This is a genomic window from Corallococcus sp. CA053C, from assembly GCF_003611675.1.
GTDB lineage: Bacteria > Myxococcota > Myxococcia > Myxococcales > Myxococcaceae > Corallococcus.
On record NZ_RAWA01000020.1, the window covers coordinates 13,302 to 40,051 of the forward strand.

Consider the following 26,750-nt stretch of genomic DNA (forward strand, 5'->3'; position numbering starts at 1 on the left):
ACGCCCGACAGGGAGGCTCAGGTCTGGCAGACGAACTCGACGTTGTGGCCGTCGGGGTCGCGAACGAAGGCCGCGTAGTACGTCGGGCTGATGTCCACCCGCAGCTTCGGGGCGCCGTTGTCCGTGCCGCCGGCTTGCAGCGCGGCGTGGTGCGCGGCGTCGACCAGGGCGCGCGTGGCGCAGAAGAAGGCGAAGTGCGGGCGCGGGGAGGAGGCTTCGCCCGGGCGCAGCCAGAAGTCGAGCCGGGTGGGCTCGGCGCCGAACCCGTTCGACTTGCCCTCGACATGCAGCGTGTAGCCCAACGGCGCGAGCGCGCCACGGTAGAACGCCGTCGCTGCGGCGAGGTCGGGGGTGGCAAGCTCCAGATGATCGATCATGGGTAGGGCTCCTGTGCAACCGCTCCCGCGGCTGGCTTCATGCCCGTTAGTATAGGGTGCACGCGAAGGCGCTACGCCGCGTTGTCGGCCCCCTTCGCGCGCGGATGCCGCAACCCGACCGGACGCCATGCACAAGGACGACGCTCCCCTCGACGACCTGGACCTGCGCATCCTCGCGCGCTACCAGCACGACACGCTGCTGCCGGCGCGCACCATCGGGGAGGAGGTGGGCCTCTCCACCGCGGCCGTCCAACGGCGACTCAAGCGCCTGCGCGAGGTCGGTGTCATCCGGCGGGAGGTGGCCGAGCTCGCACCGAAGGCCGTGGGCCTGCCCATCACCTGTGTCATCGCGGTGGACCTGGACCAGGAGCGCGCCGTCGACCTGGAGCGCTTCAAGCACCGGATGCAGGAACTGCCCGAAGTGCAGCAGTGCTACTACGTCACCGGGCAGGCGGACTTCATCCTCATCGTCCTCGTCGGAAGCATGGAGGAGTACGCCGCCTTCACCCAGCGCGCCCTGCTCAGCGACACGAACGTCCGCAGCTTCACCACGAACGTGACCCTGGAGCGCGTGAAGACGGGCGTGGCCGTCGCGCTTCCTCCGGCACCCACCCCTCGGGGGTGAGCGCCTAATCGTCCTCCATCTCGGAGATCCAGCGGCGCAGCAGCGCCACCGCGTCCTTGTCCACGACCTCGGTGCCCAGCAGGGGCATGCTCCAGCCGGGCTCGCGCCGGGAGATGCGTTGGATCATCCGGCTGCTGTCGGGCTTGGGGGGATTGAAGGCAAGGGAGTTCCCGGTCCGGTAGGTGGGCGTCTCGGAGGGTGAGCCCAGCCGGGCCACCTGGAGGCGGAAGTCCAGTTCGTTCTCGGGGGCGTAGCAGCGCGCGCCCTCGGACTCGGGGCGCCGTTGGTTGTGGCAGTGGCCGCAGTTGGCGTGCAGATAGCCCAGCGCCGCGCGCTCCGTGTCGTTGCCGGGCACCGTGAAGGGGGCGGAAGGCGGCTGCGTCAGGGCGCCACTCGCGATGAGGTCCTCCAGGTCGATCAGCCCCGCGGGTGCGGGCTGGGACAGCTGGATGGCGGAGAACCCCAGCACCCGACTGCGCGTGCCGCCATGGCAGCCGAAGCAATCCGCCGCGGCGGGCACGTCGTGCGGCGTGCCGTTGGCGTCACGCTGGCCCGCGGGGGTGGCCACCGCGTCGCTCTGGTCTGGAAGCCAGACATAGGCCACGGCGCGCCAGTCCTCGGGGCGCGGCCCGGCCTTCTCGAGCAGCCGCGTCTCCACGCGGACGCCGTCGCGGGTGAACTCCTTCCACAGCCGGGTTCCCGTGGGGAACTGCCAGTCGTCCATGTCGCTCGTGTCGATGCGCTCCCCGGGAGGGAGGCGGATCCACCGGCGCTTGGTGGCGCCATCGGTCCAGAGCGGGAACTGGGGTGCGAATGCCCTCACGCCTTCCGCGAGCACGGTCATCGCGCCGTCGGCGAAGAGGCCCGTGTCGGACAGTCGCTCGGGCATGGCGGCGAGGGAGGCGGCGGCCACCGGTTCGCAGACCTCGAAGTCGCCGGAGCAGGACAGCAGGACGCCCGTGGCCAGGGCGGTCAGCGCCGCGCGGAGCCGCGGGTGTACGAAGGGAGACGACATGCGGGTGCTCCTCGCGACGGTCCGGAGGGTGCAACACCGCCCCCGGCGCGAGGTGTTACCGATATCTTTCGCGGGCCTGGACGTTGCTACCCGGCATTTCGTGAAGGTGAGGATGCCGTGATGCGTCGAGCCCTGGCTTGTCTTGTGCTGCTCGCGGCGGGCTGCGCGAGCACCGCCCGTCCCATCGATGCGCCCGCAGTGGCCGCCCGGCCCGAGGAGCCCGAGCTGGTGGCCCCGCGCTTCGAGCACATCTTCATGATGCCCGTCGAGAGGGCGCTGGCCGAGGCCACGAAGCTGCTGGTGGAGCATGGGTGGGTGCTGCACGAGATGGAGGATCCGAACTACCTGCTGACCGAGTGGAAGTCGGATCAGAACGGGAGGCCGGCGTGGGGGTGGAAGAGCGACGGCGAGCACATGCGCTACCTCGTCGTCGGTGAGCCGCTGGCCGAGCGACAGTCCATCGTGCGCATCTTCCAGATGAAGCGGGTCTCCTTCTCCAACGACGCGGAGATCCGGTACGACGGCAAGTCGGGCGAGCTGATGTGGAAGCACATGGAGATGGCGCAGCTCGAGCAGAGCTTCCGCCGGAGGGGCGCACCCGTGGACCTGGCCACGCGGGAGCGGGACACGGCCCCCTGGGTGGAGCTGGACGGCGCCGTGAAGGGCACCCGGGACCTGAAGCTGGAGCGGGACCTGACGCTGCGGCTGGAGTCGCGGCCCTCGCTGGAGACGCTCACCGGGACGCTGCGCCTCACGCGGGACGGCGCCTTCTTCCGCGACCCGTCGTTCTACCTCAAGCGCCACCGGCAGGAGGTCCAGGAGCCCTGCGAGCGGAAGGTGGCGGGCTTCCAGCCGCTGCTGCGCCCCGGGCTCACGGTGCTCATCGGTGAGCCGCTGGGCACCCGCGAGGCGCCCGCCGCGGTGGGAGACATGCTGTGCGAGGCCGCTGGCGCCGGGCTGGGCGTCACCTTGGGGCTCGCCATTTCCCGGAAGGAGCAGCAGCGCATCGACACGTATCTCGCGAGCGCGGGCGGTCCACCGGATCAGGATGCGCTGCTGCACGGGGACTTCTGGCGCAAGCTTCAGCAGGACGGCCGGGGAAGCCGGGCCGTGATGGACCTCATCGACCGGGCCCGCGCCCTGCGCGCCGCCGGGCACGCTGTCGCGGTGGTGGCCATCGACACGGAGCTGAACCACGGCAGCGCGCGCGATGCGCGGATGGCGGAAGCGGTGGGGGTTGCGCGCGCCGCGCGGCCCCAGGATGTCTTCCTGGTGCTCGCGGGCAACGCGCACACCCGGATCGTGGCGGAGGCGGCCTGGAGCGAGGACTTCGTCCCCATGGCCAAACACCTGGCGGAGAAGGACCCGGGCCTGGTGGTGCTGGAGCTGGGCTATGCGCAGGGCCGGCGCTGGGGCTGCGACCTGGCGAAGGACGGAGAGCTGGAGTGCGACGTCATGGGGTTGACCCCGGGGCCGCTCGTCGCGTCGCCGCCGGAGGGGCCGCCCACGCTCCGGATGCTGCCGGAGCTGCACGATGAGGGCTTCCATGGCGTGCTGCAGGTGGGCACGCTGTCCCCCTCGCGGCCCGCCATCGCGCTGGGCGGGCATGAGGCAACTCCCGCGGTGGAGACGCCTGGAGCGCCCGCGCCGGCACCGAAGGTGGAGGGGGCCGTGGCGCCTGGAGCCCCGGCACCGAAGGTGGAGGGGGCAACAGCGCCTGGAGCGCCTGCCCCGGCACCGAAGGTGGAAGGGGCAACGGCGCCTGGACAGCACTGAGGCGGCGCGGAGGCCGACTTCTCGGCTTGGGCGGCGACTGCACCTGACAGGGCGGCCCCCGGTGGTTCAGGTGCGGACGCGAGGAGGTCGACTTCCATGCCTGGACGGCGACAGCGCCTGACAGCGCTGCACCTGGGTGGTGCAGGCGCAGTCGCGGAGGAGGCCGACTTCTCGAATTGGCGGCGACAGCGCCGCCACCGGTGGCTCAGGTGCGGACGCGGGAGGACAGAGCGCCCTGCGCCTGGGACTCCTGCGTGGAGAAGGGATCCTGCGTCGGCCGCAGTCCCGTGCGCTCCGCTTCGTTGACCGACTCGAGCGCCTCGGAGATGGCGGCCAGCTCTTCCCGCACGCGGCTCAAGCCCAGCTCGGTGTCAGCGGGGGCGGATGTCGCGCCGCTCTGACCGTGGACCTGGACGAGCTGGGTGACCACGCCCTCGATGCTCCAGCGCAGGCGGGTGAGCTCGGCATCCAGGCGGTCCGCGTTGCGCGCGAGCCGTTCGCGCTGCGCCCGCTGCGCGTCAATGGCATCCACGGCGCTCTGCAGCGACGCACGCACCTGCGGATCCGCCGAGGCGACGATGCGCGCGGAGAGCGTCGCACGCTCCGCGTCGAGCCGGCCCATCAGCTCCGGGCTGACCTCGCGGCGCAGGCCCTGCTCACGCTCCCGCAGGTCGTGGCACGAGCGGCGAAGCGCCTTCACGGACTCCTCGCCTCCACTGAGGAACCCGCGCACGGCTGGCGATGCCTTGCGGAAGGCGGCCTCCAACCGGTCGCAGACCTCGTCGAGTTCGCGGAGCCGTCCGTCCTCCTGGAACACCGCGACCGCGTCCGGAACGCGCTTCTCGGGCGCACCCGGCCCCTGGGTCGAAGCGATATGCCCACCCGCGCCAAGGTGACCGCCCGCGGACAGCCGCGCATTCCGGCCAACGGTGGCTCCCGCGCCAACGCTCGCGGCGCGCTCCACGGTCGCTCCATCCTGGACCGTGGCGCCCCAGCCGACCACGGCCCCGCGCTGCACCGTCGCGCCGCGCTGCACGGTGGCGCCCATGCGGATGACGGCACCGCTTTCGATGACCGCGTCCTCCTGCACCGTGGCGCCCATCTCGATGACCGCGCCGGGCTCGATGCGCGCCGAGGCGGCGATCTCCGCGCCCATGCCGATCCGCGCATCGCGGTCCACCTCCGCCCGTGCGGCGCCCGCCGCGCCCATGGCACTGCGCACGATGAAGAGGACTCCGGAGCCGACAGCGAGCACGCCCGCGGGGATGAAGAGCCAGGGCGTGACGAAGGCGGCCATGACGCCAATGCCCGCGCCCCCCAGCAGCAGCCCTCCGCCCACGCTCCCCAGGACACGCTGCGCCACCGCCCGGCGCACCTCGGTCCTGGCCAATGACTGTTCGGGTACCGCCAGCTCCTTGTTGTCCACGGTGCCTCCCATGTTCCCCACGGGAGAGGGTTCTAGCGTGATTCCGCACGCGTTGCCCCGGGGGCCCGTGTCTCCATGGGCTCAGCCCTGCTTCGCCCACTCGCGCCCGAGCAGCGCGTACTGGAACTCGTCGCCCCAGGCGCCCTTGAAGAAGGTGTTTTCGACGAAGTGGCCCTCGCGCCTCATGCCCACGCGCTCCAGCACCGCAGCGGCGGCTGCGTTCTTCGCGTCCGTCACGCCGATGATCCGGTGCAGGCCGAGGGTGCCGAACACGTAGCCCAGCAGCGCCCTCACCGCTTCGGTGCCCAGGCCCTGGCCCTGGTGGCGCCGGGACAGCGTGAAGCCAATCTCGCCCAGGCGCGGGTCGGACTCGTCCACCCGCAGCGCGCAGTCCCCCACCAGCGCGTCCGTGTCCTTGAGCGCGATGGCGAACTGGAACCACCCGGGCTCTCCGGGCTGGCGGCCGATCATCATCTCGATGAGCTGGCGGCCGCGCTGCGCGTCGTAGTCGCTCCAGCTCTGATAGCGCGCCACCTCGGGGTCGTTGCGGTAGGCCACCAGCGCGACCAGGTCCTGCGCTCGCAGCCGCCTCAACACGAGCCTCGGGGTCTCCACCCTGTCGAACTCCGGTACCGCCATGGTCCAGCCTCCACGAATGCTCGGCCTTGGGTGAAACAGCCCGGGCCTGCCTGCCACCCTATCCCCGCCCCTCGGACCGGGTGTCGTTATCGAGGCGTCAGCGAAATAACAGGAATAGCTGATAGAACTCTTTTCCGCGAAGGCGCTCCGCCTCGCCCGTGGAAAGGAATCCCTGTGTCCAGACATGCAACCCTGCTGCTCGCCGCGGTCGTCGTGACGAGCAGCCTCCTGACCCCGGTGGCCCGGGCGGCCACCGTCACGAACTACCGGGGTGGCAACACGCCGGTGTACTCGCGCACGTCGTATGACTATGTGCCGAGCGTGATGAAGGACGGCGTCTACCGCATGTGGTGGTGCGGCGGCATCGCGGGCGACTACATCCTCTACGCCGAGGCGAACTCGCTGAGCGGCCCCTGGCACGCGCGGGGCTCCACGGTGGCCAACAGCTACAACACCGCGTTCCGCCCCACCGGCAATGCCGCGCAGTTCGACGGCATCCATGTCTGTGATCCATCCGTCATCCGCGTCGAAGCCACCTACTATATGTATTACGGCGGCTACGGCGATGGCACCGGCACGACGATGATTGGCGTTGCGTCCAGCCCGGACGGCCTCAACTGGACGCGCCTCAACGGCGGCAATCCCATCATCGTCCCCGCGCGGGACTACCGCACCGTGCCCAACCCGTACGGCGCGGGCCAGCCGAGCGTCACGTACGTCAACGGGAAGTTCTACCTCATCTTCACGGACTCCACGGGCTACGCGGTGGATGGCAATGGCGGCGGCCAGTTCGTGCTGCGCTCGTCGGATCCCACCTTCCAGAACGACGTGGAGGAGCTGACCGCCACCGGCTTCGCGCCCCGGACGGCGACGAACCACACGCGCCACTCGCTGCTTGGCGCGTTCTCCGTGGACTGGCAGTACGTGGACACCAACGACACCTTCGCCGTCGCCGTGGATGGCCCCACCGCCAGCGCCACACGCGTGTTCCTCTTCGACAGCGCGCTGAGCCAGCAGGTGGATCAATTCGACGTCGCCGGCACCTGGACCGAGGGCCCGGCCATCGTCTCCCGCCCGGACAAGCACGCCATCCCCTCCTCCACGTGCGGCACGGTGCCGGTGGACCTCGTCCGCTCGGTGGGCCCCGGCGGGCCCGACACCTGGAACCTGGCGCACAGTGGCGTGGACCTGCTGACGGGGCGCACCTGCGATCAGGTGCCACATGGCCGCGTGTACGAGGGCTACCTGATTCAAAGCTCCGGCCTGCCGCTCACGCTGGCGCGCGGCGGGGTGCGGCTCCAGTTCGCGCTGGCCGCGCCCGCGGGCGACCTGTCGCGCAACGCCATCGCCGTGTCATCGGACGTGTTCCACCGCATCCCCTATGGGGCGTCCATGCAGTCGGGGGCCACTGTCTACGGTGCGCCCGGGCGCCCGGCCGCCTTCCACCTGGATGACGGGCGGCTGTGGCCGGTGAGCTGCCTGGAGGCCATCCAGCACAACAACTCGTCCATCACAGGCATCAGCGTGAGCCAGTGGGATGGCTACTCCGTGGGGCCGGCGCTTCACTGCGTGAAGTAGCCAGTCCGGCTAGGCTGCCCGGATGACGAACCCGACGCCCTCCCAGCCCTCCGTCCACCCGCTGCTGGCCACCGCCCAGGCGCTGTTCCCCCGCCTGTCCGCGCGCTCCGATGAGATCGAGAGCGCGCGCCGGCTGCCACCGGACCTGGCCGCGGAGCTGGCCCGGGAGGGCTTCTTCCGGATGATGCTTCCGGAGTCGCTGGGCGGCCTGGAGCTCCCCCCGGCCGTGTCCTTCCAGATCATCGAAGCCGTGGCGAAGGCGGACGGCGCCACGGGCTGGTGCGTGATGATTGGCGCCTCCACCGCGCTGACGTCCGCGTGGCTGCCGGAGGCAGCGGCCCAGGCCGTGTTCGGCGCCCCGGACGCCATCACCGGCGGCATGGCGGCGCCCTTCGGCCGCGCCGAGCGGGTCGAGGGCGGCTACCGCGTCACCGGCCGCTGGTCCTGGGTGAGCGGCGGCCAGCACTGCCAGTGGCTGGTGGGAGGCGCGGTGGTGACGGAAGGAGGCCAGCCCCGCATGGGGCCCACGGGGCTCCCCGAGACGCGGCTGTGCTTCTTCCCTGCCGGGAGCGTCGTGCTGCACGACACCTGGTTCGCGTCCGGCCTGTGCGGCACGGGCAGCGGGGACATGGAGGTGAAGGACCTCTTCGTGCCGGAGGCATATGCCTTCTCACTCTTCAGCCCGCGGCGCGTCACGTCGCCCCTCTACGGCTTCCCCTTCGGCCTGCTGGGGATGGGGATCCCGGCGGTGGCGCTGGGCATCGCCCGCCGCGCCATCGACGAGTTCATCACGCTGTCCCACCAGAAGACGCTGGTGCTGGAGCGCCGTCAGCTGGCCGCGCGCCCCGCGGCCCAGGAAGCCGTCGCCGTCGCCGAGGCCACCGTGCGCTCCGCCCGCGCCTTCGTCCTGGAGGCCCTCCACAACCTCTACGCCGAGTCCACGCGGGGCCCGGTGTCCCTGTCCGCCCGCGCCGAGCTGCGACTGGCGATGACGCATGCCACCCGGAGCGCCGCGCGCGCCGTGGACGGCATGTACGAGGCCGCGGGCGGCAGCGCCGTCTACCGCTCGAGCCCCCTCCAACGCTGCTTCCGCGACGTCCACGTCGCCACCCAGCACGCCTACGTGGCTCCCCCCACCCTGGAGCTCATCGGCGGTCTGCTGCTGGGGCTCGACGTGCCGGCCCCCACGCTGTAGCGCCCCCCCCGACACGCCGGACGGGGACACCTTCCCGCCCGGCGTGGCACCGCGTTCAACCCCTGCGCCCGGACGGACTACTTCGCCGGGACGGTGGACTCACCGAGGACGGTGAAGTCGCTCGCGGCGGCCTTCACGTCGATGGCGGAGAAGCCGGTGTACGGGTAGTGCCCGTCCGCCACCTCCTCCACGATCTCCAGCTGGTCGCCGCTGACGGGCTTGCCGCCCGCGTCCAGCGTGAACGCGCCCGGAGCACCCCGGAAGGCCCAGAGGCAGGCGCCCGAGCTGATGGGGTCCTGCGTGCCAAAGGAGGTGTGGTTGCTGAAGCCGATGCGGATCGGCGTCAGGCGGATGTGGATGTTGTACCAGTCGGAGTTGACGCCGTAGTCCCACGGGTGCTGGTGCGACAGCATCAGCCGGCCGTTCTGGTACAGGTTCACCCGGTAGGCCGAGGGGCCCGACGCGCCCGTGAACGTCGGCGTGAGGACCACGCGGTCCCCGTCCACCATCCCGAGGCGCAGCGCGCTGACGACCTGGTCGCCATCCCGCGCCGCCAGGGTGAAGCCCTGCTTCGTCACACCGAGCCCACCGATGTCGGCCTGCAGCTCCCAGTCCTTGGCCCGGGGGAACTGGCTGGAGAAGCCGTCCGCCTTCACATCCTTCAGTCCGGAGACGGAGATGCCCTTCGCGGTGCGCGTCAGCGCCGCGCCGCCCGTCGCGCAGTTCTTGATGCCATTGAAGCCCTGGACACACTGCTCGACCTTCGCTTCCTGCGTCGAAAGCGAGTCACCCTCGGGCGTTTGCGCATCTTCGCCCTGGCAACCGGCGGCCGTCAGGCTCAGGAGCGCGGCCACCATCAGGCGGCCCGTCAGTTTGATGCTCATGGATGAACCTTCTTCTCGTGGGGGGATGACTGCATGTCGGGTCGGCTGAAGACCCGGCCCGCGCCGATGCACCCGCCGGGCCATGGCCCCTCCGCGTGCGGCCCGTGCCCGGGAGCACCGCGACGGGCCGGCGCTCAGTAGCGCGACCTGCCACAGATTCGCACGGGCCGTAACCTCCCCTGTCACAGGCGCGGTCCGGGCATGTCAGACCGGTCGTTATTGTGGTTCGCGTCCAACACGGCACGCCTTGCCGGGAGACCCGCCAGGTCTGGGGAATCCCTCTCACTGTTCGTCATCTTCGCGAAACACATCACTCAAGACACTCCAAGGGCGCGATGCCTTGCCTTGAGAGGGGGATGAAATGCCTTCCGCGGTGGTACTGGAAACGGGCCTGACGGCCAGCACGGGGTCGTCTCCGGACGCACTGGGTGCCTTGAAGACCTGGGTGTCCAACCTGGTGGATGGCCCCTTCCCCCTGGAGGTGAGCGGTCCCCTCTTCGGGGCGACGGCGCCCGAGGCGGTCGAGCGCATCCAGCAGTTTCGCGAGGCCCAGTACCGGGAGCGCTTGGGCTACCTGCTGGGCCCGGAGCAGCTGCGGCTGGAAGCCTGGCTCCAACTGGACGCCCGCAGCGCGCACTTCGCCGTCAGCCGCAACGGGCGGATGGTGGGCGCCCTGCGCATGACGCCCGCGCCGTTCGAGTTCCCCGCGCTGGCGGAATCCCTCTCCCACTGGGAGGGCCGCTTCCCCGGCTACGTGGAGCTCAGCCGGCTGGTGGTGAGCCCCGAGGAGCGCAGCGCGCTCGTCCCGCCCCGGCTGCTGGTCGCCGCGAGCGACTGGGCCATGAAGGCGGGGCACGTGGGCATCGTCGGGCTGTGCCGCCGGGCGGCCCGGACGGTGTTCGAACGCTATGGGCTCACCGCCACCTCGGAGACGCCCCACGGCGTCCCGATGCGGGGCCCCCAACCCTATTCACTGATGGCGGGGACGTGGCGGGAGCTCATCGCCGCCACCACCCGCATGTCGGAGCGCCTCAGCCGCCCGCGCAAGAACTCCCTGGCGGAAGCCCCTTCCCGCCACCACCCGATGGAGCAGACATGACGACGCCTTCCCATGAGAATCCCGGCCTCGCGAAGCTCAAGGCCCGCCTCACCGAGGTCTGGCAGGAGATCCTGAGCGAGTCCCGCTTCGTGCGCATCATCCAGCAGGGGGAGATCAGCAAGGCGCTCTACGCGCTCTACATGATCGAGACCTACCACTACACCCGGCACAACGCGCGCAACCAGGCGCTGGTGGCCATCCGCACCGGTTCGGATGACCGGCACTACCAGAAGTTCTGTTTCAAGCACGCCGAGGAGGAGATCGGCCATGAGCAGATGGCGCTGCATGACGTGGTCAGCATGGGCGCCCCCCAGGGCTTCTCCATCCCTCCGCCGCTCGCCGCCACGGAGGTGCTGACGGGCTACCTGTATTGGATCTCCTACCAGGGCAATCCCTTGCAGCGGCTGGGCTACAGCTACTGGGCGGAGAGCTGCTACGAATACATCCGTCCGCTGATGGCCCGGGTGCAGAAGACGCTGGGGCTCACCGCCGCGCAGATGACCTTCTTCGTCGCGCACGCGGACATCGACGAGGACCACTCCGCGCTCGTCAACGAGATGATCTCCAAGAAGTGCCAGACCCCGGAGGACTGGGAGGACGTGGCGCGGGTGATGGAGACCAGCCTGCGGCTGACCTGGCGGATGATGGACGAGGTGGTGGACGCGCACGCGCGGCTGCTCGCGGGACAGAGCGAGCGCGGCGCCTTCCTCCAGGCGCTCTAGAGCCATGGCCGGGACCTACTTCCGCCACCTCAACTACGCGCTGGGGGATGAGGACTCGAGCGTCGAGCTCCAGGTCCTCCCGCCCGACACCGGACGAGTGGTCGCGGTCGCCGGCAGCGGCGGACGCGTCATCCCCCTGCTGGCGCGAGGACCGCGCGAGCTGGCGTGCGTGGACATCTCCGACACCCAGCTCGCGCTGACCGAGCTGCGCGTTTGCGCCCTGCGCATGCTGGAGCACCCGGAGTACCTGGGGCTCCTGGGCTACGAGCCCATGCCCGTGGCGCGCCGGCTGGAGCTGCTCGGCAAGCTGCCCCTGTCCCCGTCCGCGCGCACCGCCCTGGAGCCGCTGAAGGCCGCGGTCGCCGCCGGGGAGCGGATCATCTACCTGGGCCGCTTCGAACAGATGCTGCGCACGCTGTCCCGGGTCAACGGGCTGCTCACCCGGGCCGCCGGACGGAGGCTGTTCGACCAGGCCGACCTGGAAGCGCAGCGCGCCTACGTGAGGTCCGGCTTCCCCCGGAGAGCGTGGAAGGGCGTGCTGATGCTCCTGGGCAACTCGGCGGTCCTGAACTCGCTACTGTACCGGGGGGACTTCCCGAAGAAGAACCGCAACGGCAGCACCTTCCACATCTACCAGGAGCTCTTCGACCGGCTGTTCCAGGACATCCCGGCGCGCAAGAGCTTCTTCCTCCAGATGGTGTTCCTGGGGGAGCTGCGGTTCGCGGAGGGCTACCTCATCGAGTGCGACCCGGCCATCTACCGGGCGGCCCAGCGGCACGCGCGGACGTGCCGCATCGACTTCATCCAGGGCGACATCGTGGAGCACGTCCAGAAGCAGCGCGACGTGGGCTTCGTCTCGCTCTCCGACGTGCCGTCGTTCCTGCCCCCGGCGCGAGAGCAGACCTTCCTGGAGGAGCTGAAGCCCGGCCTCGCGCCCGGAGCGCTGGTGGTGACGCGGGGGCACCTGCGCGTCGTCACCCCCGGCCACGCGGGCTACGCGCACGTCACCGACCGCTACCAGGACGCCCTGGCCCGGGAGACGACGCAGCTCTGGACCATCCACGTCTATCAGCGGGAGCCCTCCGGCGTGGCCGGGGAGCGCTTCCAGGAGGACCTGTCGCATGCACGCGGTCAGGCTGAACCGTTCGTTTGACGCCCACGCCCTGGAGGCCGCCTATCAGGCGGTCCGCGCGGAGGTGGAGAGCCGGCCCGCGGGCTACCCGGGTGAGGGCCACGTGGGGTGGTCCTCCATCTGCCTCGACTCGGCCTCCTCCGGGCCCTCTCCCGTCCTCGCCCGGGCTCCGGCGCTGCGGGAGCTGCTGTCAGGATTGGGGCTGCGGCTGCGGCTCGCGCGCCTGCTGCGGCTGGAGCCGGGGGGCGTCATCCGTGAGCACCACGATGCGTTCCTCAGCCGGCGCATCGTGCGGCTGCACGTGCCCATCGTCACGCACCCCGACGTGGAGTTCTACATCGGCGGCCAGCGCTGTCCCTGGGGCGCCGGCGAGCTCTGGTACGGCGACTTCTCCCAGCCCCACCACGGCATCAACCGCAGCGCCATCGCGCGGGTGCACCTGGTCCTGGACGTGAGCGCGGACGCGGCGCTGCTGCGCCTGTTCCCGCCGGGCCAGGTGCCCGCGTCGCTCGCGGCGCTGGAGCCGGAGGGCGCGCAGGAGGAGCTGGACCCGGGCGTGTTGGATCGGCTCGCGTTCGACTTCACGCTGCCCGTGGGCTTCCACCTGCCCGGCACGGGGCTGGAGGCGCTGACGGCCCCGCTGCCCGGCAGCGTGAAGCTCGTGGACAACGAGCTGTGCGTCTTCGTCAACGAGCAGCCCTTCCTCAAGGCCGTGCCGGTGTCCGAGGACACGGTGGACCTCCTGGGCATGGGGCCCGAAGCGCGGCTGCGCTACACGTTCCAGGGCGACCAGGTGCGCGGCGTGACCCTCACGCTGGGCACCACGCCCGTCCACGCCTTCGACGTGCGCCATGCCCTCCGTCCGCATCCTTGAGGCCGGGGACGTGCGGGACGCGCCGCGGCTGCTGGCCACGCGGCTGGTGGGCCACTACGTGGAGCACGGCACGGCGCCCTACCTCGCGAACACCCGCCACCGCGTCCTCCTGGCGGACGTGGATGGGCAGGTCGTCCCCCTGGTGGTCAACGACGGGGACGACAGCCGCTGCTACCTGACGTCGCCCTACGTCAACTACATCTCCTACGCGGAGGACTTCGCGCGCTCGGTGAAGGAGCGCGCGGTGCGGTGGGGGCTCCTGGCCTTCATCCGGGCGGTGCGCGCGGCCATCCCGCGCAGGCACCTGGACCGGGTCGTCTACGTGAACCACTGGCTGCTCGCCACGGGGCCGGAGCTTGCCTTCTCCCCGCCGCAGCTGGCGGCGCTGGTGGAGGCCCTGCGAGCGCGTTTCCCGGAGCATGCCTTCGTCTTCAAGCGGGCCAACGCGGCCACCGCCGAACAGGTGGAGCGCGGCGACTCCCCGGCGCGGCTGCACGCCATCTTCAACCGGCAGATGTACCGCTGGCGGCATGAGCCGGGCCTCAAGCCGCCCCGGGAGTTCCGCCAGGACCGGGGCCTGCTCCAGCGGCACCAGCCCCACCTGCGCAGGCTGACGACCGCGGATCCGGACACCGTGGCCCGGTTGGGCGCGCTCTACCGGGCGCTCTACCTGGACAAGTACTCGGAGCTCAACGCGCACTTCACCCCGGCCTGGTTCGAGGCGGCCTTGCAGCGGGGCGCGCTGGAGGTCTACGGCATCGACGTGGAGGGAGGGCTGCACTACTTCGTCACCTGCTTCGAGGCGGGGGACGAGCTCATCGGTTCGGTGGTGGGCCACGACCCGGCGCTCTCTCGCAAGCATGGCCTCTACCGGGCGGGCGTCAGCCACCTGATGCGGCTGGCCGAGGAGCGCGGCCTGACGCTCAACCTGAGCTCCGGGTCCGGCGAGTTCAAACGCAAGCGGGGCTGCACGCCCTGGACGGAGTACGAGCTGCTCGGCTTCGAGCACCTGCCGTGGAGGGCCAGACATTCCTGGTCCCTGCTGCGCGGCATCTATAATGCGGTCGGGCCCAGGGTCTTCACCGCCCTGAGCATCTGACGGGGCCCCAGGGCCCCCACCTCGTCGAGGAGTCCATGCTGTACACGCCCTCCGCCTTCCAGGAACCCGACGTGCGCGCGCTCCATGCGTTCATGAAGCAGCACAGCTTCAGCACGGTCATCTCCCACGACGCCGAATCCCACGTCTCCCACGTGCCGCTGCTGCTGGTGCCCGACCGCGGCGCGAAGGGCACCCTCCGGGGCCACGTCGCGCGCGCGAACCCGCACTGGCGCGACTTCGACGGTGAGCGGCCGCTGCTCTGCATCTTCCACGGGCCGCACGCATACATCTCCCCCAGCTGGTACCAGACACGGCCCGCGGTCCCCACGTGGAACTACGCGGTGGTGCACGCGGTGGGGCGCCCCCGGCTGCTCGACACGCCGGCGCTCTCCGCCCTCATCGACGCGACCCTGGCCGAGTACGAGCCCGGCCTGGACGCGCCGGGCGGCCCGACACACCTGCCGGAGCACACGCGGGCGCAGCTGCTGGAGCACATCGTCGGCTTCGAGCTCGAAATCGATGAGCTCGTGGGCAAGTTCAAGCTGGGCCAGAACCGCTCCTCCGAGGACCAGGCCGGGGTCCGCGAGGGCCTGCTGCGCCAGGGGGGCGACGCCCACGCGATGCTCGAGCTGATGGCCGCGAGGGCCCGGCCTCCCCACAAACCCTGAACGCGGTCCCCTTCAAGAAAGCCCCGACCATGGCCGAGCGAATCCTCCTGACCGCCCCGGAAGCCCCCCCACGGACCTGGGCGCTGAGCGCGGTGGACATCGCGCTCAAGGGCATGTTCGTGAGCTTCGCCCTGGCCTTCAGCGGGCGCATCCACACCCCGCGCTTCATGGAGGCCGTCCGCCGCACGCTCGTCCATTACCCGTTCTTCCACGGCACGCTGCGGACACAGGGCGAAGCGCTGCTGCTCGTGGGCCCGGCACCCGGCGGCAACGGTGCGGTCGCCGTGGACGTGGCCACGGTGGAGACCGCGCTGGAGTTGAAGCACTGGCCCGCGCTCTACCGTGGCGCCTTCATCGACAGCCTCGTCCCAAAGGGGCGGCTGGAGGGCCAGCGCGAGCGTCCGCTGCTGCACCTGATGCTGACCCACTTCCAGAACGCCACCGTCCTGGGGCTGACCTGGAACCATGCCCTGTCCGACCTGCACGGAATCTACGGGTTCCTCGGGGCGGTGGCGCAGGCCTACAACGACGGGGAGGCGCCGGGCGTGGAGCCCCTCGGCGTGGAGCCCCTCTTCGATCGGACGGCCCTCTGGCGCGAGCTGCACCTGGACCCGGCGGAGGCGGGCGCGCCGCCCTCCCGTGAGGGACGCAACGGCATCGTCAGCATCTCCCGCATGCGCGCGGGGCTCGGGCTCGCGCGATACCTGGGCACGGGCGTGCACGACGCGGTGCCGCTGTGCCTGTTGTTGGACGAGGACGGGGTGGAGGCCATCAAGGCGGAGCTGGCGCCCACGGGAGTGCGGGCCTCCACGAATGACGTCGTCAACGCCACGCTGCTGAAGGCCTTCGCCGAGTGCGCGCGGGACACGCCCGACACGGGCGACGTGGGCCTGTACTTCCCCATCGACGTCCGGGGGCTCTTGGGCATCCCGCAGGGGACGCTGGGCAACTGTCTGGGAAATGCCTCCGCCGTGCTGCCCCTGTCGGAGCTGTCGCGGGCCTCCGTGGCGGAGCTGACCGCGCGCAACCGGGCGGTGGTGACATCGTTTGGAAAAGCCCAGCTCGCGGCGGACATCCGCTGGGCGGACCACTGGCGGCGGCACACCCGTCCGTCGAGCGTCCATCACCACTGGTTGTTCGGACGGGACCGCGTCTACTCCTCGAACTGGTCCAGCCCGGACCTCGCCCGGCTGCACTTCGAGGACGCGGCCTTCGTCGCCATGCTGCGCAGCTCGCGCATCAACCGCTGGCTGCCGCTGCCCGCCTTCCACAGCACCGTCCTGCCCCTGAAGCTCGGCGAGGGGCGGCCGCTGCACGTGGTGCGCACCAGCGTGCGCCGGCGTCACTTCCAGCGGCTGGCGCGACTGCTGCCCCAGTGGCCCCACGTCCGGGAGGTGCTCCGGATGGACACGGGCGAACGGCTGCTCAGGAACACAGACCGCGCGGCCCGGCTCGCAACGGCTGGCTGTTGATGGGTTAGGCTCCCGCTCTCGCGGCAATCGCAGCCGTGGGAACCGGTGTCTTGTCTGTCAGGAGTGCCCATGCCCCCGAGCCTCAAGCCCCGTGACGAACCCGCCCCGCAGGCCGTCGACACGGAGATCGTCCGCGCGGCCATCCACCCGGCCATCGGCATCGCGCGCATGGGCAACAGTGAGGAGTTCTTCGTGGGCCCGGAGGTGGTGCGGCCCCATCCGGCCCCTCCAGGCAGCTCCCGGGATGCCACGGGCGCGCTCAAGCGACAGGCGGCCCGCTTCCGCCTCTACGGCTACAACGCCGCGGGGCAGGTGGTGCGCGAGCTGACCCCGGACTCGGCCGACATCCAATGGAAGGTGCACGTCGCCAACAGCAAGGCGCGTTGGTTCCAATGGCAGATGGCGCTCGACATCCCGGAGGCCGCCAATCTCCAGATCCCCCTTCGGAACGCGTCGGTGCAGGGCGAGGCCCGCGACCAGCTGGTGGTGGACGGCGGCGAGCGCTCCATCCGGGGCGTGCGGAGCACCGGCCGCGAGTACCGCTTCGAGGGCCATTTCCAGGGCACGCCCGTGTACCTGGGGGAGCTGCGCACCGACGCGCGGGGCCGGCTGCTCTTCCTCGGGGGGCTTGGACACTCCGCCTCGCCCACGGGGACGCCCATCTTCCGGCCGGAGGATGGCAACAGCTTCATCAACGCCGATGGGTGGTTCGATGACGCGTCGGACGGCCCGGTCAGCGCGGAAGTGAGCATCGCCGGCCACCCGATTCCGGTGGAGCCGGCCTGGGTGGTGACCGCGCCGCCCAACTACGCGCCGGACGTGGTGACGGTGCGCACGCTGTATGATCTGCTCTTCGACCTGTATGTCAGAAGCGGTTGGCTGCCCTTCCCGGAGCAGGTGTCCTTCCAGCGGGAGGTCCACCCCATCCTGCGAAGCATGAGCAACCTGCAATGGGTGAATCAGGGCTTCGCCACCCAGTTCGGCAAGGGCGGCCCCCACGACTTCGAGGACCCGGAGCTGCTGCGCAGGCTGTCCTGGCTGCCTTTGGACGGCGGCGCGGATGTCTTCGCGGAGCTGCGCCTGCAGGTCCTGCATGCCTTCCGGGACCCCGCCGGCACGGACAGCAGCCAGCGACCCTGGCCCTGGCTCTATGGGGACGCCATGGATGTGCCGCCCGCCAACACGCCCCGGCAGAACGCATCCCTCTCCGCCACCCAGTACCGCATCCTCCAGGACTGGGCGGCGGGCCACTTCACCCCGGATTGGGATCCGTCCCAGGAACCGGCGCGTGAGCTCGAACACGTGCCGCTCGCCGGACAGCCCGCGCTGCTGGACCGGGCGGCGCTCCACTTCTGCCTGGCGGACGCGTTCCACCCGGGCTGCGAGGTGACCTGGCCGCTGCGGCACCTCTCCCTCTTCTCGTCGCCCTTCCGCATCCGCCACCGCCCGCCGGGGGTGCCAGCGCCCACGTACGAGGGGTTCCTCACCCAGGCCCTGGCGCTGTCGGAGGACGGGCCCGTGCATGCGCAGGGACCGGGAGACCTGACCCGCTGGATGGGATTGCCCTGGCAGGCCGACACCGCGTACTGCCGCTCGGGCTACAGCACGACGACGTACTCCGATGATCCGTACCTGCCCACCTTCTGGCCCGCCCGCGTCCCCAACCAGGTCCTGACGGCGGAGGCCTACGCGGTGGTGACGGATCAGCGCCGGTCCCATCAGGAGCGCGTGTCTGCCTTCACCCAGCGAAGCAACTGGGTGCGCGCGTTGAAGGGCACGGTCGCCGAGCAGATGGAGCAGATGGTCGCCACCTTCGGGCAGATGGGCGTGGTGGAGCTGCGGCCCGGGCTCCCGGGGGACGTGGATTTCCCCGCCGTCATGGGGGTGGAGGCGAAGGAATGGACGGAGGCACCGGCGGCCCCCCTTGCGCCCACGACCGCCAGGACCGCGCGGCAGGGGCTCCATGAGCAGAACGTCCGCAAGGCCGGATGGGGTTCGCCGGAGGAAGCGGAGCGCGCGCCCCTGCCCGTCCGCCATCGCCGGTGAGCGCGGAGGCGTCCATTCCCATCGGGGTCGTGGGAGGCGGACCCGCGGGCGCGACGGCGGCCCTCGTGCTCGCGCGGAGCGGCCACCGGGTGCTGCTGCTGGACGAGGGCAGGCCTGGGGACTTCAAGCTCGGCGAGGGGCTGCCTCCGGTGGCCCGTCCCCTGCTGCGCGAATTGGGGGTGCTCGACCGCTTCCTCGCGGACGCGCACCTGCCCTCCCACGGCAACACCTCCGCCTGGGGTCAGGCGGAGCTGCGCTCCACGGACTTCCTCTTCGATCCGAATGGCCACGGGTGGCACCTGGACCGCGCGCGCTTCGACGCGTCCCTGCGTCAGGCCGCCACCGCGGCAGGGGCGGAGGTGCTGGCGCCAGCGAAGCTGCTGGAGGCGGCGTGGGACGGAGCCGGATGGCGGCTGTCCATCGTCTCGGGAGGGGAGCCCCGGCGGATCCGCTGTGACTGGCTCATCGATGCGACCGGGCGCAGGGCCGCCATGGCTCGTCGGCAGGGGGCCGAACGGCTGCACGCGGACCGGCTGATTGCCTTCGCCGCGCGCTTCCTGCCGGAGCATCCAGGGACGGACCGCGACACCCGGACGCTGATTGAAGCCGCTCCGGACGGGTGGTGGTACACGGCACGGCTGCCTTCGGGCGAGCGGGTGGTGGCCTGGCTCACGGACGCGGATCTCGCGGACCCGGGCCGTCTCCTGTCCCCGGAGGGCTTCCTCGCGCGGATAGGACAGACGCACCACCTCCAGGCGGTGCTCGCCGCCCACCGGTATGTGCTGGTCGAACGGCCCCGGGGCGCGGACGCGGGCAGCGCGCGGCTGGACCGCTTCGTCGGGCCCGGGTGGCTGGCGACCGGTGACGCGGCCCTCTCCTTTGATCCGCTGTCATCGCAGGGAATCCTGAACGCGCTGTACACGGGGATGCGAGGAGGACAGGCGCTCGCCGCCCATCTCGCGGGCGTCGGTGGCGCGCTGGAGGGCTACACGGCCCGGCTGGGGGAACTCCACCGGGCCTACCAGCACCACTTCGCGTCCTTCTACCGCGATGAGCAGCGCTGGAAGGACCGCCCGTTCTGGGCGCGGCGGCACGCCCACCCGGGCAACCCTGCGCGCGGTGGGCCAGGCGGTGGGGTGGCCGAAGACACACAGCGCGCCCTGCCTCCTCCGTGACATCCCACGGGCACGGACTCCACCTTGGAGGACAGGGAGGAGTACGGGTCATGGCTCAGGGATATTCCATCAACATCGGTTTGAACGCGGTCGATCCCAAACACTATGCGGGGTGGGACGGCCAGCTCACGGCGTGCGAGGCGGACGCGGAGGACATGGTCAGCATCGCGAAGACGCAGGGCTTCGGTCGCGTGAGTGCGTTCCTCACGAAGGATGCGACGCGCTCGCGGGTGCTCGGAGAAATGGACGAGGCCGTGAAGGTGCTCGGGGCCGGGGACCTGTTGCTGCTCACCTACTCCGGACACGGAGGCCAGCTCCCGGACACCAACGGGGATGAGTCCGACGGGCTGGATGAGACGTGGTGTCTCTATGACGGAGAGGTCATCGACGATGAGTTGTTCGTCGCGATGTCGAAGCTGAAGCCGGGCGTGCGCGTCTTCATGCTCTCCGACAGCTGCCACAGCGGTTCGGTGAGCCGGGTGGCCTACGCGGCCCTGCGCTCCAGCGGCAGCCTGCAGCTGCTCGCGGACACCGTGCAGAGCAGCGAGCCCTCCGAGCGGCGGTTCAAGGAGATGCCCCTGGGCATCGAGCACCGCACCTACCGCGACAACAAGGCGATGTACGACGACATCATGAAGCGGCTGCCCAAGGACGACCCGCGCCTCTCGCTCAAGTCCACCGTGCTGCTCATCTCCGGCTGCCAGGACAACCAGCTCTCCAGCGACGGCGCCTTCAACGGCCTCTTCACGTCCAACCTGCTGCGCGTGTGGAACGGCGGGAAGTTCCACAACGGCTACCAGACGTTCCACCGCCGCATCCTGCGCAGCATGCCGCCCATCCAGTCCCCCGCGTACTCCGTCATCGGAGTGCCCAGCCGCGAGTTCGAGCGTCAGGTTCCCTTCCACCTGAGCTGAAGCGCGCTCAGGGCTCCAGTGGGCTTCTGTGATGGAAGCCCCGGGGTTTGATCATGAAGGACATCCACTCGATGGGCATGTTCACCTCGTCCTCGTCGCGCGGCGTGTGCAGGTGCCGGTTGACGTACCAGACGACGACGTCCTGCCCGTCCACGGATTGTCCATCCACCATCGCGCTGACGTTCTGTCTGGCGGCGGCACAGCCCGCGTTGATGTGCGGCGGGAAGTTGCCCACCGCCAGCGTCTCGCACGCGTTGTACCGGGTGACCCAGAGCTCGTGCTCGGACCAGGGCTCGTCGGTGGAGACCTGCCCGCTCCACACGCCTTCGACCTCGGGGACGAGCTCATACGACACGGTCCGCCCGTCGTTGTTGAGCTGGTTCTTGTCGTAGATGCGCCACGTCGTGTAGGCGTCCGCGCTGAAGTCCTGCGCCGTCTCCGTCAGCAGGGGCGTCACGACGTTGACGCCACACGCGCCCGGCGTGGTGCAGGTGTTCACGGGCGACGCGGCCGAGGAGGGCTGGAAGGTCATCCGCTCGACCGCGTCATCCGCCGCCCCGCCAATGTCGAAGTCCAGCCGGTAGTAGACGTTGTGCATGTGGGACAGCCCGTAGTCCGGCGTCGCCGCGGACTGCGCGTTCAAGCGGCGGCCGTAGGGCGCATAGGCGTCGCTGCCGCCATAGCGGGCCAGCCGCCCCGTCAGGCCCATCCGCGGTTCGATGGTCCCGTCATCGTGGAACTCCCACTGGTTGATGTATGTGTACGCGCCCAGCTGCGAGGCCATGGTCACCGACAGGCTCTCGCCGCGCTGGGACGTGTTCAGGTACTTCCACGCGAGCCCCCGGTCCTCGACGTTCAGGCAGATGGTGTCGTTGGCCAGCCGCGTCCCACCCGCGCACTCGGCCGCGCTCCACGGCAGCGCGCTCACGCCCAGCCCGGCGGAGTCCCGGGAGAGGTCCAGGAAGCGCGGCGTGCCCACGAGGTAGGGCACGTGGATCTCCGCGAGGCTCGCCTGCCCCAGCACCCGCCGCGCCACGCCGCCGCGGGGCGTGAACGAGGCCGCCTCGATGAACAGCCCCTCACACGGGCAGTTGCGGACGTTGAACCGCCACCGCGACCCCGACGTGAAGAGGTGGTCCACCACCGAGTCCCCCGTGCAGGCCGCGGACACACACCCCTGCGCCTCGGCGACCTGCCCGACGCCCAGCAGCACCGCGCACCCCACCAGCGTGGTGACGAAGCGAAACCCAGACATGGTGTCCCCCTCTCGGAACATGGACCGAGACAGCAGGGAGGAGTTAGGGAGCAGGCGTGCGCACGGCAACGGCTCGGCGGGCCCCCCGCGCGCTCAGCACCGGACACTCTTTCGCCGTGGGTGCCACTCCACCGCCCAGAAGCAAACCCCTGCCCCAGCCGCACGGTGGACGCACCCGGCCCCTTGTCTAGGGTTCGCGCATGATCCCGAACGCCCAGCCCGTACCCACCGGCGAGCCCTCGCCGATTCAAATCCAATCCCGGGAACAGCTCGACGCGCTGATCCAACGGGTGGACGGCCTGTCAGAGCTGGAGCTCGACGGCCTCCCCCTGGGGATGATCCAGCTCGACTCCCAGGGGAAGATCCTCAAGTTCAACCGGACGGAGGCGTCGCTCGCCCGCATCAAGGCGAAGGACCAGATTGGCAAGAGCTTCTTCAACGAGGTCGCGCCCTGCACCCGCGTCCGGGAGTTCTACGGCCGGTTCCAGGAGGGCGTCCGCGCGAAGAGCCTCTACCAGACCTTCGGGTTCATCTTCCGCTTCGCGCACGGCGCGCGGCACGTGGCCATCACCCTGTTCTACAGCGACAAGACGGACTCGGTGTGGGTCCTGGTCTCCGACCAGCAGGTGCCCAGGGACGTGCCGTCCCCCAAGGATCGGCTGACCTGATTCAGAAGGTGCCGCCCACGGCGAGCATGGCGCCCCCCGCCACGGGCGCCACGGACACGCGGGGCAGCCGCTGCAGCTCGGGATCCGAGTTCCACTGGCGCACCAGGTGCTCGGTGGCGCTCTCCGTGTAGTTGGCGCGCAGCAGGTAGGACGCGCCGCTCACCGCCAGCAGCAGCGCCGAGCGCTCGTCGTCCGCCACCTTCTGGCGGTTGCCGCCCGTCGTGCGCCGCGCCTCCGCGAAACCGAGCAGCACCACGGCCGTCCCCACGTAGAGCCAGCCCGCCGTCGCGAGCTGGCGGCGGACCCTCCGCTCCTGCGCGAGGAAGCGGTTGAGCCGGTAGTCCACGCGGGCGATGGTGCGCCCCGGATCCGCCGCCGGATCCGCGCTGGACGCACGGAACTCCTCCAGGAGGAGCTCGGGGTCCTCGCGACGGAGCTGTTGCAGCAGGTCCGCCCCGCTGAAGAGCAGGCCCACGCCCAGCGTGCTGAAGCCATTCATCTGCGAGGCGTAGTCCCCCCGGGACAGCAGGATGGCACTGGACCCCACCGACGACGCCAGCGACGCACCGATGAGGATGGTCTCCGCGGTGCGCCGGTCCCGCTCCACCGCGCTGAAGGTCTCCACCAGTTGCCGCATGCGCTCGCGGTCCGCCAGCGAGATGCCGTACACGGGCACGGGTCCGGCGCTCCGGGCCCGCTCGAACGCGGCCAGCGCCTGCGGGCCGAAGGGCGTCGCGAAGAGCTGGCGCAGCTGGTCCTGCACCCCGCGCGGGACGGGCGGCGCGGGCGCGGGCGTCAGGTTCGCGAGCTCGAGCGAGGCGCCGGGCTCCACCTCCCCGGAGACCCAACGCACGCCGCCGGGGGAGCTGGGAAGCTCTACCTCCAGGCCCCGCGCCACCCCGGGCGGCAGCCGCAGCGCGAGCGGCACCCCGGCCTCCTGATGGACGTCCACCCAGCGCAGGCCCCGCGCATCCCGCAACGTGAGGCGCACCGGGGACGGCGCGGCCATCTTCAACGTCACCGCCGAGCGCACCGCCCGCAGATCCACCAGCGTCGCCCGCGAGCTGCGCCCCGGACCGAGCGCGAAGATGCGGGGCCGGAACAGCGGGTTGGGGACCTCCTGGGCGGCGACGCTCGCGAAGGCCTCCAGCTCCGCGTACGTGACGCGCCCGTCGGCGTCCGCGTCCGCGGCGCCCATCAGCCCCGCGCGCACCACGTGGCTGAAGACGCCGGACTGGAGCTCGGACCACTCGTAGACCTCTGCCTCCGCGCTGGTGGACAGCAGCACACCCACCGAGGGCAGCCGCTGGGCCAGGTGCTGCGTCATGTCCGAGGGCGTGGCGTAGCGGCGTCCTCCGGCCTTGCGCGGGCTCACGACGAAGAAGGAGTTGCAGCTGTCCAGGATGACGTGCGCGCGCGTGGCGTCCACCTGGCGCAGCAGCGCCTGGAGGTCCTCCGCATCGAAGGCGCTGTCGGCCAGCTCCAGGAAGCCGCGCCCCTGGTCCACGTCGCCGTGGCCAGCGAAGACGAAGTAGAAGTCCACCTCGCGCCCGGCGCGCTTCGTCTCGGCGATGCGCGCGGCGAGCATCCGGACGGCCTCCGCCAGGTTGCGCGACGTGGGCGGGCGTGCCACCGGCACGAGCGCCGGGAAGAGCCGCTGGGTGTCCGCGTCCAGCTCCGTGAGGAGCAGCGCTCCTTCGGGCTCCGCGAGCATGGAGAAGACCTCGTGGTACTTCGCCCCGTCGTCGTCCGCATACTGGAGCTGTGCCCGTCCGGGCGCGAAGCCCCGGTTGTTGGACACCACCAGCGCGAACACCGCCGGTGGCTCGCCTGGAGCTTTGGGCGATGCTTCCGCCGGAGCCTGCGCCGCGGCGGAGACCGACAGCACGAGCGCGACGAGGAGCAACAGCGGAGACTTCAAGGCGCCGTCCCCGGTCCCGCCAGGACGACGGGGAGCGCCGTCACCGAGGCCTCCGGCCACCGCTTCCGCAGCGCGTCCGGCGTGCGCTCCCCCTGCGGGAGTGACTCGATGTCCTGCACACCCAGCGGCGCGCGGGTGACGACGGAGACCAGCCGCAGCGGCCCGGGCGCCGGGGCCTCCAACACGACGACCTCGTCCAGCGTCCGCGCCTCCGCCGACGTCTCCAGCTTCACCGACGGCTCGTTCGCGTCCTCGCGCAGGTGGGCCGGGTAGAGCCAGTGCACCTCACCGCGCGCGTCCTCGGCGAAGGCCAGCAGGTACACCGGCGCCTGCGTGTCCAGGTTGCGGTAGCGCACCCCGAAGCCGGACTCCGCGGGCACCACCGCGTCGGGGACGAGCGGCGCGGCCCCCGTGACGGGCGTGTGGAAGGTGATGCCCACGCTCCGCCCCAACGTCGCCGCCACCGGCCCGGCTCCGCGCGCCGTCCACGTCGTCTCCGGACGAGAGTCCGTCGTGGGCCGCAGCACGAACACCGCGAGTCCGGCGGCGAGCGCGGCGGCGGCCCCGCCCATCCAGGGCCGGAAGAGCGACGGGCGCACCCGCCGCTCGGGAGGGCCCGCGCGCACCCGGCGCATCACCCGCGCCACGGCCTCGTCAGGGGGCGCGACGGGCTCCAGCGGCGCGGCGATGCGCGCGACCAGCGCCTCCGTGCCCCACAGCTCGCCCTGGCAGCGCGCGCAGCTCCGGGCATGGGCCCTCAGCGACTGCGCTTCATCCTCGGAGAGCTGCCGGTCGACGAGTCGCAGCCACACCGACGGGTCTGGACATGGCGACGTCACGAAACACCTCCCGACACCCTGGCGCGGAGCTTCTTCAAGCCATGGAACACGCGCGAGCGGACCGTGGCTTCGTTGCGCCCGACGATGCGGGAGATCTCCGCGTAGTCGAGCTCCTGGTCGAACCGCAGCAACAGCACCTCGCGGAAGGGCTCCGGCAGCTCCAGCATCGCGTCGCGCACGCGCCGTTGCTCCTCGCGCTCCAGCAACTGCTCCACCGCGCTCGCGGACGCGGGCGACGCCACTGCCTCCACGCCTGCCGCGTCGTGCGCCTCCGCCTGCCAGCGCCCGCGCCGGCCCGAGTCCCGGGCGCGGTTGCGGCACAGGTTGCGGGCGACGGTGAGCATGAAGACGACGAAGGGCGCGCGCGGCTTGTACTCGCGGCGCGTCTCCCACACCCGCACCAGCGTCTCCTGCGCCAGCTCGTCGCCCTCCGCCGCGCTGCCCACGGACTTGCCGCAGTAGCGCGCGAGCCGGGGGTGGTGCCGGCGCACGAGCTGCTCGAAGGCCTCCGTGGAGCCCGCGCCGGACAGGAGCATCAGCTCCTCGTCGGTGCGCGACTCGAGCGCGGGCCGGGCGTCCCGGGGGAAGGCGAGGACCTTGTTCGGGTGAGAGGCGGGGTCCGTCATGGCGCGGCGCTCGGATCACCCTACCGGAGCCAGCCCCCTACAGGACGGAAAAGCCACCGGAGATGCCCAGCACGACGCCGCCCGGCCGGGCGAAGCCCAGCACCTGCTCCTCGGAGTGCGTCAGCTCGCGCACGCCGCTGGTGCTGTACGCCGCGCCGCCCAGGAGGAAGGCCCAGCCCGCCTCGAAGGCAATCCAGCCGCGCGAGCCCAGGTCGCGGCGATAGCCCAGCGAGGCGTTCGCGGTGCTGGCGGCGTATCGGATGACGCGCAGCTCCACCCCGTCCTCCTCGAACTCCCCCCTGCGTCCGAGGTTGTGCGCCAGCGCGCCCTGGACGAAGAAGGAGCGCGAGACGCCCAGCGGGTACACGCGGGCATGCGCGGAAAAGCGTGCGCCCCACAACCCTGCGCCCACGCCCGCGCCCACCGACAGGAAGTCCACCAGCCGCAGGTCGGACTCCAGCCCGAAGCCATTGATGAAGCCCAGGCCACCGGCGTTGTTGAAGCCAAAGCTGCCGCCCACATCCAGCGAGTGGCCATACGACGGCGTGTCGAGCACCGAGCCCGGAGGCCCGTGGGGGCCGCGCTCTCCGGCCTGGGCCAGGGTGGACACGGAGAGGGAGAGGAGCAGCGAGGCGGCGGCGGCGTGGGAGGTCTTCATGAAGTCATCCGGGGGCCCGGCGGGGGGCCCTGTGTGCGTCGTGAATGACCGGAGAACCCCCAGGGGC

General features: G+C 71.1%; 25 protein-coding genes. 15 read left to right on the forward strand and 10 right to left on the reverse strand.

The features are described 5' to 3' along the window. Positions 1-17 precede the first annotated feature (17 nt). Positions 18-377 carry a VOC family protein gene (locus tag D7V97_RS04475; protein ID WP_120609337.1) on the reverse strand — a complete coding sequence of 120 codons (360 nt, stop codon included), beginning with the start codon at positions 375-377 and terminating at the stop codon, positions 18-20. Between the two features lie 127 nt (positions 378-504). Here D7V97_RS04475 and D7V97_RS04480 point away from each other — a divergent pair, with 127 nt between their 5' ends. Next, positions 505-1,002, forward strand: coding sequence for an Lrp/AsnC family transcriptional regulator (locus D7V97_RS04480; RefSeq protein ID WP_120609338.1), 498 nt, complete (start codon positions 505-507; stop codon positions 1,000-1,002). A 4-nt stretch (positions 1,003-1,006) separates the two neighbouring features. Here D7V97_RS04480 and D7V97_RS04485 read toward each other — a convergent pair whose 3' ends face one another. After that, on the reverse strand, positions 1,007-2,017 hold the full coding sequence (locus D7V97_RS04485; protein ID WP_120609339.1) for a hypothetical protein: 1,011 nt from the start codon (positions 2,015-2,017) through the stop codon (positions 1,007-1,009). A gap of 120 nt (positions 2,018-2,137) precedes the next feature. Here D7V97_RS04485 and D7V97_RS04490 point away from each other — a divergent pair, with 120 nt between their 5' ends. Next, positions 2,138-3,793: a ChaN family lipoprotein gene (locus D7V97_RS04490; RefSeq protein WP_147444682.1), complete on the forward strand. Its 1,656-nt coding sequence runs from the start codon at positions 2,138-2,140 to the stop codon at positions 3,791-3,793. A gap of 205 nt (positions 3,794-3,998) precedes the next feature. Here the strand turns inward: D7V97_RS04490 and D7V97_RS04495 are convergent, their stop codons facing one another. Then, positions 3,999-5,240 (reverse strand): hypothetical protein, encoded by a 1,242-nt coding sequence (locus D7V97_RS04495; protein WP_147444683.1) that lies wholly within the window; start codon positions 5,238-5,240, stop codon positions 3,999-4,001. 60 nt (positions 5,241-5,300) lie between these two features. Then, on the reverse strand, positions 5,301-5,858 hold the full coding sequence (locus D7V97_RS04500; RefSeq protein ID WP_120609342.1) for a GNAT family N-acetyltransferase: 558 nt from the start codon (positions 5,856-5,858) through the stop codon (positions 5,301-5,303). A 174-nt stretch (positions 5,859-6,032) separates the two neighbouring features. Between D7V97_RS04500 and D7V97_RS04505 the strand changes: the two genes are divergently transcribed. Together D7V97_RS04505 and D7V97_RS04510 are read left to right on the forward strand one after the other, a co-directional pair. Beyond that, a complete protein-coding gene (locus tag D7V97_RS04505) occupies positions 6,033-7,436 on the forward strand; it encodes a beta-xylosidase (protein WP_120609343.1) in 1,404 nt (467 codons plus the stop codon). Positions 7,437-7,458: 22 nt separating this feature from the next. Next, positions 7,459-8,631, forward strand: a complete 1,173-nt coding sequence (locus D7V97_RS04510) for an acyl-CoA dehydrogenase family protein (protein ID WP_120609344.1) — start codon at positions 7,459-7,461, stop codon at positions 8,629-8,631. A 77-nt stretch (positions 8,632-8,708) separates the two neighbouring features. On the opposite strand, the gene D7V97_RS04515 is transcribed toward D7V97_RS04510, so the two are convergent. Next, positions 8,709-9,515 (reverse strand): hypothetical protein, encoded by an 807-nt coding sequence (locus D7V97_RS04515; protein ID WP_120609345.1) that lies wholly within the window; start codon positions 9,513-9,515, stop codon positions 8,709-8,711. A gap of 361 nt (positions 9,516-9,876) precedes the next feature. On the opposite strand from D7V97_RS04515, the gene D7V97_RS04520 reads away from it, so the two are divergent. The 10 genes from D7V97_RS04520 to D7V97_RS04565 all read left to right on the forward strand — a co-directional run bounded on the left by D7V97_RS04520 (position 9,877) and on the right by D7V97_RS04565 (position 20,716). After that, positions 9,877-10,614 (forward strand): hypothetical protein, encoded by a 738-nt coding sequence (locus D7V97_RS04520; protein WP_120609346.1) that lies wholly within the window; start codon positions 9,877-9,879, stop codon positions 10,612-10,614. Further along, entirely contained in the window at positions 10,611-11,336 is a 726-nt protein-coding gene (locus D7V97_RS04525; protein ID WP_120609347.1) for an iron-containing redox enzyme family protein, read from the forward strand. Before D7V97_RS04520 ends, D7V97_RS04525 begins: the two co-directional genes overlap by 4 nt. 4 nt (positions 11,337-11,340) lie before the next feature. Beyond that, positions 11,341-12,489, forward strand: a complete 1,149-nt coding sequence (locus D7V97_RS04530) for a DUF3419 family protein (RefSeq protein ID WP_120609348.1) — start codon at positions 11,341-11,343, stop codon at positions 12,487-12,489. Then, a complete protein-coding gene (locus D7V97_RS04535; RefSeq protein ID WP_120609373.1) occupies positions 12,458-13,342 on the forward strand; it encodes an aspartyl/asparaginyl beta-hydroxylase domain-containing protein in 885 nt (294 codons plus the stop codon). Before D7V97_RS04530 ends, D7V97_RS04535 begins: the two co-directional genes overlap by 32 nt. Then, positions 13,320-14,441: a GNAT family N-acetyltransferase gene (locus D7V97_RS04540; protein ID WP_120609349.1), complete on the forward strand. Its 1,122-nt coding sequence runs from the start codon at positions 13,320-13,322 to the stop codon at positions 14,439-14,441. The genes D7V97_RS04535 and D7V97_RS04540 overlap by 23 nt, the downstream gene beginning before the upstream one ends. A gap of 35 nt (positions 14,442-14,476) precedes the next feature. Then, positions 14,477-15,109, forward strand: a complete 633-nt coding sequence (locus D7V97_RS04545; RefSeq protein WP_120609350.1) for an FMN-binding negative transcriptional regulator — start codon at positions 14,477-14,479, stop codon at positions 15,107-15,109. A 29-nt stretch (positions 15,110-15,138) separates the two neighbouring features. Continuing rightward, positions 15,139-16,581: an acyltransferase gene (locus D7V97_RS04550; protein WP_120609351.1), complete on the forward strand. Its 1,443-nt coding sequence runs from the start codon at positions 15,139-15,141 to the stop codon at positions 16,579-16,581. A 69-nt stretch (positions 16,582-16,650) separates the two neighbouring features. Beyond that, on the forward strand, positions 16,651-18,627 hold the full coding sequence (locus D7V97_RS04555) for a LodA/GoxA family CTQ-dependent oxidase (protein WP_120609352.1): 1,977 nt from the start codon (positions 16,651-16,653) through the stop codon (positions 18,625-18,627). A gap of 29 nt (positions 18,628-18,656) precedes the next feature. Next, entirely contained in the window at positions 18,657-19,802 is a 1,146-nt protein-coding gene (locus tag D7V97_RS04560; RefSeq protein ID WP_199728703.1) for an FAD-dependent monooxygenase, read from the forward strand. A 50-nt stretch (positions 19,803-19,852) separates the two neighbouring features. Further along, complete coding sequence (locus D7V97_RS04565) at positions 19,853-20,716, forward strand: caspase family protein (protein ID WP_120609354.1); 864 nt, start codon at positions 19,853-19,855, stop codon at positions 20,714-20,716. A 7-nt stretch (positions 20,717-20,723) separates the two neighbouring features. Here D7V97_RS04565 and D7V97_RS04570 read toward each other — a convergent pair whose 3' ends face one another. Next, the gene (locus D7V97_RS04570) at positions 20,724-21,971 is read right to left on the reverse strand and encodes a hypothetical protein (RefSeq protein WP_158623269.1); all 1,248 of its coding nucleotides are present in this window, start codon (positions 21,969-21,971) and stop codon (positions 20,724-20,726) included. 200 nt (positions 21,972-22,171) lie between these two features. Here D7V97_RS04570 and D7V97_RS04575 point away from each other — a divergent pair, with 200 nt between their 5' ends. Further along, entirely contained in the window at positions 22,172-22,639 is a 468-nt protein-coding gene (locus D7V97_RS04575) for a PAS domain-containing protein (RefSeq protein WP_120609356.1), read from the forward strand. A 1-nt stretch (position 22,640) separates the two neighbouring features. On the opposite strand, the gene D7V97_RS04580 is transcribed toward D7V97_RS04575, so the two are convergent. From D7V97_RS04580 to D7V97_RS04595, 4 genes are read right to left on the reverse strand one after another with little or no spacing between them, the layout of a single operon-like run. Then, on the reverse strand, positions 22,641-24,560 hold the full coding sequence (locus D7V97_RS04580) for a hypothetical protein (protein WP_147444684.1): 1,920 nt from the start codon (positions 24,558-24,560) through the stop codon (positions 22,641-22,643). Next, a complete protein-coding gene (locus D7V97_RS04585; RefSeq protein ID WP_147444685.1) occupies positions 24,557-25,399 on the reverse strand; it encodes an anti-sigma factor in 843 nt (280 codons plus the stop codon). Before D7V97_RS04585 ends, D7V97_RS04580 begins: the two co-directional genes overlap by 4 nt. Then, positions 25,396-26,025 carry an RNA polymerase sigma factor gene (locus tag D7V97_RS04590; RefSeq protein ID WP_120609359.1) on the reverse strand — a complete coding sequence of 210 codons (630 nt, stop codon included), beginning with the start codon at positions 26,023-26,025 and terminating at the stop codon, positions 25,396-25,398. Before D7V97_RS04590 ends, D7V97_RS04585 begins: the two co-directional genes overlap by 4 nt. A 37-nt stretch (positions 26,026-26,062) precedes the next feature. Continuing rightward, entirely contained in the window at positions 26,063-26,683 is a 621-nt protein-coding gene (locus tag D7V97_RS04595; RefSeq protein WP_120609360.1) for a hypothetical protein, read from the reverse strand. Positions 26,684-26,750: the final 67 nt, after the last annotated feature.

Bases quoted from the DNA above. Each gene is read 5' to 3' on its own strand.
- D7V97_RS04475 (WP_120609337.1), bottom strand. From the start codon at position 377: ATGATCGATCATCTGGAGCTTGCCACCCCCGACCTCGCCGCAGCGACG.
- D7V97_RS04480 (WP_120609338.1), top strand. From the start codon at position 505: ATGCACAAGGACGACGCTCCCCTCGACGACCTGGACCTGCGCATCCTC.
- D7V97_RS04485 (WP_120609339.1), bottom strand. From the start codon at position 2,017: ATGTCGTCTCCCTTCGTACACCCGCGGCTCCGCGCGGCGCTGACCGCC.
- D7V97_RS04490 (WP_147444682.1), top strand. From the start codon at position 2,138: ATGCGTCGAGCCCTGGCTTGTCTTGTGCTGCTCGCGGCGGGCTGCGCG.
- D7V97_RS04500 (WP_120609342.1), bottom strand. From the start codon at position 5,858: ATGGCGGTACCGGAGTTCGACAGGGTGGAGACCCCGAGGCTCGTGTTG.
- D7V97_RS04510 (WP_120609344.1), top strand. From the start codon at position 7,459: ATGACGAACCCGACGCCCTCCCAGCCCTCCGTCCACCCGCTGCTGGCC.
- D7V97_RS04515 (WP_120609345.1), bottom strand. From the start codon at position 9,515: ATGAGCATCAAACTGACGGGCCGCCTGATGGTGGCCGCGCTCCTGAGC.
- D7V97_RS04520 (WP_120609346.1), top strand. From the start codon at position 9,877: ATGCCTTCCGCGGTGGTACTGGAAACGGGCCTGACGGCCAGCACGGGG.
- D7V97_RS04525 (WP_120609347.1), top strand. From the start codon at position 10,611: ATGACGACGCCTTCCCATGAGAATCCCGGCCTCGCGAAGCTCAAGGCC.
- D7V97_RS04530 (WP_120609348.1), top strand. From the start codon at position 11,341: ATGGCCGGGACCTACTTCCGCCACCTCAACTACGCGCTGGGGGATGAG.
- D7V97_RS04535 (WP_120609373.1), top strand. From the start codon at position 12,458: ATGCACGCGGTCAGGCTGAACCGTTCGTTTGACGCCCACGCCCTGGAG.
- D7V97_RS04540 (WP_120609349.1), top strand. From the start codon at position 13,320: ATGCCCTCCGTCCGCATCCTTGAGGCCGGGGACGTGCGGGACGCGCCG.
- D7V97_RS04545 (WP_120609350.1), top strand. From the start codon at position 14,477: ATGCTGTACACGCCCTCCGCCTTCCAGGAACCCGACGTGCGCGCGCTC.
- D7V97_RS04550 (WP_120609351.1), top strand. From the start codon at position 15,139: ATGGCCGAGCGAATCCTCCTGACCGCCCCGGAAGCCCCCCCACGGACC.
- D7V97_RS04555 (WP_120609352.1), top strand. From the start codon at position 16,651: ATGCCCCCGAGCCTCAAGCCCCGTGACGAACCCGCCCCGCAGGCCGTC.
- D7V97_RS04565 (WP_120609354.1), top strand. From the start codon at position 19,853: ATGGCTCAGGGATATTCCATCAACATCGGTTTGAACGCGGTCGATCCC.
- D7V97_RS04570 (WP_158623269.1), bottom strand. From the start codon at position 21,971: ATGTCTGGGTTTCGCTTCGTCACCACGCTGGTGGGGTGCGCGGTGCTG.
- D7V97_RS04575 (WP_120609356.1), top strand. From the start codon at position 22,172: ATGATCCCGAACGCCCAGCCCGTACCCACCGGCGAGCCCTCGCCGATT.
- D7V97_RS04590 (WP_120609359.1), bottom strand. From the start codon at position 26,025: ATGACGGACCCCGCCTCTCACCCGAACAAGGTCCTCGCCTTCCCCCGG.
- D7V97_RS04595 (WP_120609360.1), bottom strand. From the start codon at position 26,683: ATGAAGACCTCCCACGCCGCCGCCGCCTCGCTGCTCCTCTCCCTCTCC.